The 9264-nt window shown below is 76.4% G+C and carries 10 protein-coding genes; 2 read left to right on the top strand and 8 right to left on the bottom strand.

Features of this window, described 5'->3' with window-relative positions; genetic code table 11:
* From ACFSJS_RS25805 to ACFSJS_RS25795, 3 genes are all read right to left on the bottom strand, one after another.
* Positions 1-240, bottom strand: a 240-nt coding sequence (locus tag ACFSJS_RS25805; protein WP_380904512.1) for an aminotransferase class III-fold pyridoxal phosphate-dependent enzyme, incomplete at its 3' end; no start/stop codon positions are given.
* 82 nt (positions 241-322) lie between these two features.
* Positions 323-862, bottom strand: coding sequence for a diaminobutyrate acetyltransferase (ectA, locus tag ACFSJS_RS25800; RefSeq protein WP_380904510.1), 540 nt, complete (start codon positions 860-862; stop codon positions 323-325).
* A gap of 468 nt (positions 863-1330) precedes the next feature.
* Positions 1331-1924 carry a SigE family RNA polymerase sigma factor gene (locus ACFSJS_RS25795; protein WP_380904509.1) on the bottom strand — a complete coding sequence of 198 codons (594 nt, stop codon included), beginning with the start codon at positions 1922-1924 and terminating at the stop codon, positions 1331-1333.
* A gap of 95 nt (positions 1925-2019) precedes the next feature.
* Here ACFSJS_RS25795 and ACFSJS_RS25790 point away from each other — a divergent pair, with 95 nt between their 5' ends.
* Both ACFSJS_RS25790 and ACFSJS_RS25785 read left to right on the top strand, forming a co-directional pair.
* Positions 2020-3120: an amidohydrolase family protein gene (locus tag ACFSJS_RS25790; RefSeq protein ID WP_380904507.1), complete on the top strand. Its 1101-nt coding sequence runs from the start codon at positions 2020-2022 to the stop codon at positions 3118-3120.
* Positions 3121-3332: 212 nt separating this feature from the next.
* Positions 3333-4457, top strand: a complete 1125-nt coding sequence (locus tag ACFSJS_RS25785) for an SCO1860 family LAETG-anchored protein (protein WP_380904505.1) — start codon at positions 3333-3335, stop codon at positions 4455-4457.
* Between the two features lie 82 nt (positions 4458-4539).
* Here the strand turns inward: ACFSJS_RS25785 and cobC are convergent, their stop codons facing one another.
* The 5 genes from cobC to cobJ are packed head-to-tail and all read right to left on the bottom strand — an operon-like array spanning position 4540 to position 9262.
* A complete protein-coding gene (gene cobC / locus ACFSJS_RS25780; RefSeq protein ID WP_380904525.1) occupies positions 4540-5673 on the bottom strand; it encodes an Rv2231c family pyridoxal phosphate-dependent protein CobC in 1134 nt (377 codons plus the stop codon).
* On the bottom strand, positions 5663-6583 hold the full coding sequence (locus tag ACFSJS_RS25775; protein ID WP_380904503.1) for a sirohydrochlorin chelatase: 921 nt from the start codon (positions 6581-6583) through the stop codon (positions 5663-5665). The genes cobC and ACFSJS_RS25775 overlap by 11 nt, the downstream gene beginning before the upstream one ends.
* On the bottom strand, positions 6580-7215 hold the full coding sequence (locus tag ACFSJS_RS25770) for a precorrin-8X methylmutase (RefSeq protein ID WP_380904501.1): 636 nt from the start codon (positions 7213-7215) through the stop codon (positions 6580-6582). Before ACFSJS_RS25770 ends, ACFSJS_RS25775 begins: the two co-directional genes overlap by 4 nt.
* Entirely contained in the window at positions 7212-7514 is a 303-nt protein-coding gene (locus ACFSJS_RS25765) for an indolepyruvate ferredoxin oxidoreductase subunit alpha (protein WP_380904499.1), read from the bottom strand. Before ACFSJS_RS25765 ends, ACFSJS_RS25770 begins: the two co-directional genes overlap by 4 nt.
* The gene (gene cobJ, locus ACFSJS_RS25760) at positions 7511-9262 is read right to left on the bottom strand and encodes a precorrin-3B C(17)-methyltransferase (protein WP_380904523.1); all 1752 of its coding nucleotides are present in this window, start codon (positions 9260-9262) and stop codon (positions 7511-7513) included. The genes ACFSJS_RS25765 and cobJ overlap by 4 nt, the downstream gene beginning before the upstream one ends.
* Positions 9263-9264 lie beyond the last annotated feature (2 nt).

Genomic DNA, 9264 nt, shown 5'->3' with positions numbered 1-9264 from the left:
GCCGTGGGTGACGCCGTCCCGCTCCAGGTAGTCCAGCAGGGCGCGTTTGAGGACCGGGTTGTTGTGGCCGTAGTTCAGTGAGCCGGCGCCGGCGAAGAAGTCGAGGTAGACGTGGCCGTCCTCGTCGTACATGTGGCTGCCCTGGGCCCGGTCGAAGACGGTGGGCCAGCCACGGCAGTAGCTGCGCACCTCCGACTCCAGGGTCTCGAAGACGCTCAGGTCCGGCTGGGTGATGGTCACAGCACTCTCCTGGGAGATGTGGTCGTGGAAGGAGCGGGAAGTCTGCGTGCGGCCGCGCGCCGCCGTGCGCGCGGCGAGGGGGTCAGCCGCCGACGGGGGCGGCCGCGTGCGCGGAGGCGGAGACCAGGGCGGGGACCGGCCCGATGCGGTACAGCACCTCGGGCTTGTGCCCCTTCTCGGGGAACAGCGCGTCGTCGAAGAGGACCTCGCGCCGCACCGGCGCGCCGTGGCGCTCCGCGTAGGAGGTGAACAGTCGGTTGGAGGCGGTGTTGTCAGGGGTGATCGTCGTCTCTATCCCGTCGATGCCCAGCTCCTCGGCGACACGGATGGTCAGCCCGTCCAGCATCGCCGCGGCGAGGCCGCGCCCGCGCTGCCCGCGGTCGACGGCCACCTGCCAGACGACCAGGGTCCGCGGGTGCTGCGGCCGGACGTAGCCGGTGACGAACCCGACCGGTTCGCCGCCGTCGTCACGCGCCACCACGGAGGTGGCGGCGAAGTCGCGGCACCACAGGAGGTAGCTGTAGGAGGAGTTCAGGTCGAGCACCCGGGAGTCGCGCGCGATCCGCCAGATCGCTGCGCCGTCCTCCACGCGGGGCGCGTCGAGCTTCAGTCCTTCAGGCATTCCAACAGTCTTGCGATGGGCACGTTCTCGGTCGGCTTGTGCGGCGGTCATGCAAATCCAACTTACCCAGAGCGAAGTGAAATCACATCGAGCTGGGGGGTTACGTGGGCCGAGATCCTGTGATATCGCGCGTAGGTGCGCCCGCGCAGGAATGACGGAGCTTTTACCACCGTTTTGCCCCGAATTTTTCGGGCAAAACGGAAGCGCTGTTGCGTCCGTCACAGATCCATAACAAGGACGGAACGTGTCCGAAATAGGCGGTTCGCCGATATCGAATCTCTGTGTTTAAGCTCTTCGGGAGCGGGAATGAGAGTCTGGGAATCTATTCGGAATAAGTGCCCGTAAATTCATCTTTGATTCATGGAAGATATCTCCACGAGATCGGATCGTGAGGTTCGGCGCGCAGGTTCCGGGAAAGCCCCCGCGGACCGGAGGCGGCCGCCGCGCCGGCCGCCCCGCGCCGCCCGGTCACGTCGGTGTGGCCGGCCGCCAGCCGCTGTGCCCCGCGGGCCCGGTGCGCAGCGCCCGCACGGCCCGGCACGCGGGGTGCCCGTACGGATGCGGGCGGGAGCGCCGGCCGGGGGCCAGCAGCCGCTCCAGTTCGGCGACGCCGCGCGAGGTCTGGCTCTTCACGGTGCCGACCGAGACGCCCAGGGCGCGGGCGGTCTCCTTCTCCGACAGGTCGAAGGCGTGCCGCAGCACCACGCACGCCCGTTTGCGCAGCGGCAGCCGGGCCAGCGCGTCCCGCACGTCCAGCACGGCGGAGACGTCCGGGTCGTCGACGCGGTCGGGCCGGTGCGACCAGAACAGGGCGATCCGACGGCGCTCGCGCATGAGGCTGCGGGTCCGGACGCGCGCCATGCCGGCCACCGCGGCACGCGCGTACGCCAGCGGGTCGCCGCCGGCGCGGAGCCGGTCCCACCGCCGCCAGACCGCGACCAGCGCGTCGGCGGCGAGGTCGTCCGCGCCCTCGGCGTCCCCCAGCAGGAGGTAGGCGAGGCGGGACAGGTCGGCGTAGTGCCGGCCGAAGAAGGCGTGGAACTCTTCGGTGGGGGCGTCCACGCGGCCTCCCTGGGGCTCGATGGATGCGGCGCTGTCCGGTACCACCACCCCCAGTGGCGGCGTGAGCCTAGCAGGGGGTCCGTACAGTGCGGCATATGAGCGAGCGCGGTAATTTCCACATCAGGGGCCGGGTCCTGACCGGGCCGGACCCCGACGCGGACGTCCGGGACGAGATGTGGGTCGTGGACGGCCGGATCACCTTCGAGCGCCCCGCCGGGCCGCTGGAGACCACCACGGTCGAGGGCTGGGTGCTGCCCGGCCTGGTCGACGCCCACTGCCACGTCGGGCTCGACGCCCACGGCGCCGTCGACGCGGCCACCAGCGAGCGGCAGGCGCTCACCGACCGCGACGCCGGGACGCTGCTGATCCGGGACGCCGGCTCGGCGGCCGACACCCGCTGGATCGACGACCGCGAGGACCTGCCGCGCATCGTGCGCGCCGGCCGCCACATCGCCCGCACCAGGCGCTACATCCGCAACTACGCCCACGAGATCGAACCCGCCGACCTGGTGGCCTACGTGCGGCGCGAGGCGCGGCGCGGCGACGGCTGGGTCAAGCTCGTCGGCGACTGGATAGACAGGGAGCAGGGCGATCTGGCCGCCTGCTGGCCGCGCGACGCCGTGGAGGCCGCCATCGCCGCCGCGCACGAGGAGGGTGCGCGGGTCACCGCCCACTGCTTCGCCGAGGACTCGCTGCGCGACCTGGTGGAGGCCGGGATCGACTGCGTCGAGCACGCCACCGGGCTGACCGAGGAGACCATCCCGCTCTTCGCCGAGCGGGGCGTGGCCATCGTCCCCACCCTGGTCAACATCGCGACCTTCCCCCGGCTCGCCGAGGGCGGCCAGGAGAAGTTCCCGCGCTGGGCCGACCACATGCGGCGCCTCCACGAGCGCCGCTACGACACCGTGCGCGCGGCGTACGACGCGGGCATCCCGGTCTTCGTCGGCACGGACGCGGGCGGCTCCCTGGCGCACGGGCTGGTCGCCGAGGAGGTCGCCGAACTGGTGGCCGCGGGCATCCCGCCGGTGGCCGCCCTGGCGGCCACCACCTGGGCGGCCCGCGCCTGGCTGGGGCGCCCGGGGCTGGAGGAGGGGGCCGAGGCGGACCTGGTGGTGTACGAGGCGGACCCGCGGGCCGACGTGCGGGTGCTGTCCGCGCCGCGCCGGGTGATGCTCAGGGGGCGCGTCGTGCGGTGAGGGGGCGTGGCCGGAGCGTGGTGGCCCGGTGAAGTACCCATGGCGAGCTGGTCGAAAACTGCGGCCGATGTGACTCTTTCGGGTGAAGCAACGCTGCGTATCCACTCCCTGGCAGTACGCCAGTCAACAATGGCGTCGTCTCAGTCACCGGTGTGGGCGACGTCCCCTGTGGGCCCCCCGGTGACGCCATGCACTTCGTGGGGGTTTCACCTGTGAACAAGTCTGTCCTCGGCCTGCTCGCCGCCGCGACCCTGGTGGGAGCGGCGGCCGCGCCCGCGCGCGCCACCGGCGACGAGGGGGCCGCGAGCGCGGCCGTCCTCCGGGCCGGCCTGGAGGTGTCGCTGCTCGGGGGCGGTGCCGCCGTACCGCTGAACGCCGAGCTCAACGCGGTCCGGGCGCCGCGGAGCGCGGAGAAGAAGGCCCTGACGGTCACCGTGGACGGCGCGCACGGCGGCAGGCCGATCAGGATGCTGCACGCCGACGTCGCCACTGCGAAGGCGACGTCCGACGGGAGGAAGGCCGAGGCCCGCTCCGAGCTGTCCGGCGCCGTGGTCCGCGTCCCCGGCCTGCTGCGTCCCCTCCTGGAGACCGGCCTGGTCACCTCCCGGGCCGTGTGCGAGGCCGGGGCCGAGCCGGCCGCGGCATCGGAGATCCCCGGCACGGTGACGGTGCTGGGCAGGAAGGTCGCGGTCACGGCGAAGGGCACCACCTCGGTCGAGGTGGACGGCCTGGGCACCGTCGAGCTGAGGCTCGCCGAGACCGCGGTCGCCTCCGGCACGGCCGCCGCGACCGCGCTCGCGCTGGACATCGCGCTCGACCCGGCCGCCCTGGGCGTGGCGAAGGTCGAGGGCCGGGTGTCGCTGGTGGAGGCGTCCTGCCGGACGCCCGGCTCCGGCGGCGGCTCCACCTCCGGCGGTTCCACCACGGGCGGGGACACGAGTGGCGGGGCCACCACGGGCGGTTCCACCACGGGCGGGGACACGAGTGGCGGGGCCACCACGGGCGGTCCCACCTCCGGCGGGGCCACGGGCGGCGACGGCGGGACCGCCACCGCCGGCGGCCCGGCCGGCGGGGACTCCGCGGGCTCCACCGGATCCGCCGGCGACCCCACCGCCGGCGGCTCCACCGGCTCGGCAGGCACCTCCGGGGGCGCCAACGAGCCGGAGCCGCAGACCGGTTCGGAGGGCTCCGGCCCGAAGCCCTCCGGCAACCTCGCCGAGACGGGCGGCAGCTCCGCCACCCCGTACCTCGCGGGCGGCGCCGTGGCGCTGGTCGCCGCGGGCGGTGCGCTGGTGCTGCTCCGGCGGCGCCGCGCCGCGGGAGCGGTCGACGCCTGACACCGGCGCACCCGGCGCCGGACGCGCGGCGGGGCGGCGGGGACCCACCGGTTCCCGCCGCCCCGCGCGGTCGGCGCGCAGCTCAGCGCAGCCCGAGCCGGACCAGTGCCCGCACCAGGCGGTCGGTCGTCGCCCGGTCCCGCACGGCCATCCGCAGCCACCGGCCGTCCAGCCCGGGGAAGGTGTCGCCGCGGCGCACCGCGATGCCCTCCGCGCGCAGCCGTTCCCGCAGGACCGCCGCACCGGGGTGGGAGACCAGCACGAAGGGCGCCCGCGGCTCCGGCGTCGCCCGGCGCAGCGCACCGAACTCCGCCAGCCGGCCCTCCAGGTACGCGCGGTCCGCGGCCGTCCGCCGCGCGGCCCGCTCGGCCTCGGCCAGCGCGTCCGGGGCGCAGCACGCCTCGGCCGCGGCGAGCGCGGGGGAGGAGACCGGCCACAGCGGCTGGTGGCGCTCCAGACGCGCGACGGTGGCCGGGTCGGAGAGCACGTAGCCGATGCGCAGCCCGGCCAGGCCCCAGGTCTTGGTCAGGCTGCGCAGCACCACGGTGGTGCCGGGCAGCGCGGTCACCCGGGGGGCCAGCGACTCGCGCTCGCCGGGCACCGCGTCGATGAACGCCTCGTCCACCACCAGCGTCCGGCCCGGCCGCGCCAGCGCCTCCAGCGCGGAGGCCGGGTGGAGTACGGACGTGGGGTTCGTCGGGTTGCCGACGACCACCGCGCGGGCCCCCTCGGGCACGAGCCCGGGGTCGAGCCGGAAGCCGTCCCGCTCGGGGAGCACGACGCGCCGCACGTCGTGGCCGGCGTCGCGCAGGGCGGCCTCCGGCTCGGTGAACTGCGGGTGCACCACGACCGGGCGCCCGGCGTCGTCCTGTGCGACGGGCAGGGCGCGGGCGAGCAGGACGAACGCCTCCGCCGCGCCCGCGGTCAGCAGCACGCACTCCTCGGGCAGCCCGTGCCGGGCGGCCACCGCGCGCCGCGCCGCCCGCCCGTCGGGGTAGGCGGCCAGCGTCCCCAGCGAGGCGGCGATCCGCTCCCGCAGCCAGCCGGGGGGCGTGCCGGCGCGGACGTTGACGGCCAGGTCCAGCAGGCCCGCGCCCGCGTCCCGCACCTCCGCGTCGCCGTGGTGGCGCAGGTCGTGGTCCGGACCCGGCGGGTCCTGCGGACCGCCGGCTGCCCGCGGGTCCGCCTCCGCGGGGCCGGCCGGCTCAGTGCGCATGGGCATGGCCGCCGTGGTGGTGATGGTGGTGGCCGTCGTCGTCCGGGTGGTGGTGCGGCTGCTGCGGCATGCCGACCTTGTCCTCGAAGCCGGGCAGCGCGACGCGGTAGACGCAGGTGTCGCAGTTCATCCGCAGATCGCCCTTCACCGCCTCCTCGTACCGCTCCCAGACCAGCTCCGCCAGCTCGTCGGTGGGGCCTATGACGTCGGCGCACCGCACCTCGGTCTCCGGACGGGCCGCCGCCCACTCCTCGGCCTGCAGCCGCACCCGGTCCGGCAGGATCCCGGTGAACAGGAAGTACGGCAGCACCACGATCCGGCGGGCGCCCAGCATCCGGCAGCGCTCCAGACCGGCGGGGACGTCGGGCGCGGCGAGCGAGACGAACGCCGTCTCCACGCCCGCGTAGCCGCGCCCCTCCCACAGCAGGCGGGCGGCCTTGTGCACCTCGGCGTTGGCGTCCGGGTCGGTGGAGCCGCGCCCCACCAGCAGCACCGTCGTGTCGGCGCGGTCGGCGCGGACGTCCCCCGCCCCGGCCCCGGCCAGCGCCTCGTCCACCCGGCGCTCCAGCACCCGCAGCAGGGACGGGTGCGGCCCGAGCGGGCGGCCGTAGGCGTAGGCGGTGCCCGGGTGGCGGAGCTTCTCCCGGGCCAGGGCGGCGGGGATGTCGCCCTTGGCGTGCCCGGCCGAGACCAGCATCAGCGGCACGGCGGCGAAGTGCCGCACCCCCTGGCCGGCGAGCTCGGCGACGGCGTCCGCCAGCGGCGGCGGGGACAGCTCGATGAACCCTCCCGCCACGGGGAGGTCCGGCCGCCGCCGGCCGAGGTCGCGGACGAAGGAGCGGAACGCCTCGGCACCGGCGTCGTCACGGGTGCCGTGGCCGGCGAGGAGCAGGGCGGGCGGGGTGGTCACAGGATCTCCTTGGCGGTGACGGGGGACTGCGCCGCGGCCGGCGGCGGGGTGTCCGAGGGCGTGTACAGAAGGGCGTTGAGAGCGGCCGCGGCCACCGCGCTGCCGCCCTTCTCCGAGACGTTGCTGACGGCCGGCAGGCCGCTGGCCCGCAGCGCCTCCTTGCTCTCGGCCGCGCCGACGAACCCGACGGGCAGACCGATGACCAGGGCGGGTTCGACGCCCAGGTCGAGCAGTTCGAACAGGGCGGTGGGCGCGCAGCCGACCACCCACACCGCACCGGGGCCGACCTCCTCCCAGGCCAGCCGGACCGCGTGCGCCGAGCGGGTCAGACCGGGGCCGCCCGAGGCGTCGGGCAGCCGGCACACCGCCCTGCGGCGGGTGATCCCGGCGGCGACCATCTCGACGTCGGCCACGACCGGCGCGCCGGCGTGCAGGGCGGCGTGCGCGCCGCGCAGCGCGTCCTCGTCGGTGACCAGGTCGTCGGCGTAGGCCAGGTCGGCGCTGGAGTGGATCACCCGCTCCACCACGGCCCGGGTCAGCGGGGGCAGGTGCGAGGTGTCCAGCCGGGAGCGCAGGATGCGGTAGGACTCCTCCTCGATGGGGTGGACGGTGCGGGGCGACGGCGGCGTCACGGTTCCTCCTCGGTGGGCTTCCCCGCCCGAGCGGCACGCGGTGCGGGTGCCGTGAGCGGCGGGGCGGCCGCGGGCGGCGCCGCCCGGCGGCTCGGTGCGGTGGTCTCCTCGATGGCGTCGACGGGGCACACCTCGACGCACTCCAGGCAGCCGGTGCACGTCCGCGCCAGCACCAGCAGCGCACCGCCGGAGGGGCGGATCGCGTGGACCGGGCAGGTCAGCAGACAGGCACCGCAGCCCGCGCAGCGCGCGGTGACGGCCACGGGGGCCGCGGGGGCCGGTGCGGAGGGGGGCGTCACGACCCCTCCTGCCAGCGGTAGCCGCGCGGGGTGACCATGCGCCCCGCGACGGTGCGGGTGGCGGTGTTGCCGACGGTCACCACGGTCATCATGTCGACCGTGCCCGGGTCGAGCGCGCCGAGCGTGGTGACGGTGGCGCGCTCCCCGGGACGCGAGGCGTTGCGCACCACGCCGACGGGCGTGTGCGGGGCGCGGTGCTCCGCCAGCAGGGCGAGGGCCTTGGGCAGCTGCCAGTCGCGGCCCCGGCTGCGCGGGTTGTAGAACGTCACCACCAGGTCGGACTCGGCGGCCGCCCGCACCCGGCGCTCGATCACCTCCCAGGGCGTGTGCAGGTCCGAGAGGCTGATCGAGACGTGGTCGTGGCCCAGCGGCGCGCCCAGCAGCGCGGCGGCGGCCAGCGCGGCGGTCACGCCGGGGACGCCCACCACGTCGATGTCGCCGGGCGCCTCGGCCAGGGCGGGGGAGGCCATCGCGTACACCCCGGCGTCGCCGCTGCCGATCAGCGCCACGGCACGGCCCGCCCGGGCCTCCGCGACGGCGGTGCGGGCGCGCTCCTCCTCCGCGCCCAGCCCCGACTCCAGCACCCGGGTGCCCGGCCGCAGCAGGTCGCGGACCTGGTCCACGTACTGGTCGAGGCCGACGACGACGGAGGCGCGGCGCAGCTCCTCGCGGGCGCGCGGGGTGAGCAGGTCGCGGGCGCCGGGGCCCAGGCCGACGACCGCCAGCCGCCCGCGCGGCCGCCGCCGCGCCACGGCGCAGGTCGCCATCGCCGCCCGCCCCTGCGGCTGGGACTTCCGCTTGGGGACGACCAGTTCGGCGCCCTCGCCGCCGGAGAGCAGGGCCGCGGCCTCCGCCACGCTCGGGGTGCCCACGGCGGCCAGCGGCGCGTCGGAGGGGTGGGGGACGGGCACGGCCGCCAGCTCGTCCGCGGAGTACGTCCGCACCGGCACGCCCAGCCGCCGGGCCGCCTCGAGGATGCCGGGCTCGTCGGCCTTGGCGTCCACGGTGGCCAGCTCGGCGACGCTGCGCGGCGACAGCCCGGCGTCGGCCAGCGCCCGCTCCACCAGCCCGGCGACCTCGTCGGCGCCGACGCCCCGGCTCGCCCCGACGCCGACGGTGAGGACCGGGGGCCGCAGCACGGCCGTGCGGTCGTCCAGGGCCACGGCGCGGTCGCTGACCAGCAGCAGGTACCCGCTCCCGGCGGCGCCCCCCGCGTCCGGGCCGGCGGCCTCGGCCACGTTGGGCGGCAGGGCCGGGAGGGGGGAGGCGACGTGCCGCACCAGGCGGACGGGCTCGCCGTCCAGGACCGCCCGCGTCACGGCCGCCACGGCGCCCTCGACGGGCATGCCCAGGGTGTCCAGGCCGGGGACGCCGACGGCGTCGGTGGCGGTGGTGACGACGGGGCGGCAGCCCGGCAGCACCCCGGCCACCGCGTGCGCCAGCTCGTTGGCGCCGCCCGCGTGGCCGCCCAGCAGCGCCACGGCGTACTGCTGCGCCTCGTCGACGCAGACCACGCCCGGGTCGCTCGCCTTGTCGCCCAGCAGGGGAGCGACCAGCCGCACGGTCGCGCCGGTGGCCAGGAAGCAGACGAGCCGGTCGCACTCGGCGAAGGCGCGGGCGACGGCGTCGCGCACGCCGCCGGGCTCCGTGCCGCCGGTGTCGTAGACCCGGGTCCGGCCGGGCCAGGCGGCGGCCAGCCGGTCGCGGGCGCGCCGGCCGGCGGCGGTGGCGGAGACGAGGCCGATCAGGC

Origin of the sequence: Streptomyces desertarenae, assembly GCF_042681365.1 — a bacterium.
In the GTDB taxonomy this organism is placed as follows: Bacteria; Actinomycetota; Actinomycetes; order Streptomycetales; family Streptomycetaceae; genus Streptomyces; species Streptomyces desertarenae.
Note: the sequence above shows the minus strand (reverse complement) of the source record. Positions and strands in the feature narration are given on the sequence as shown.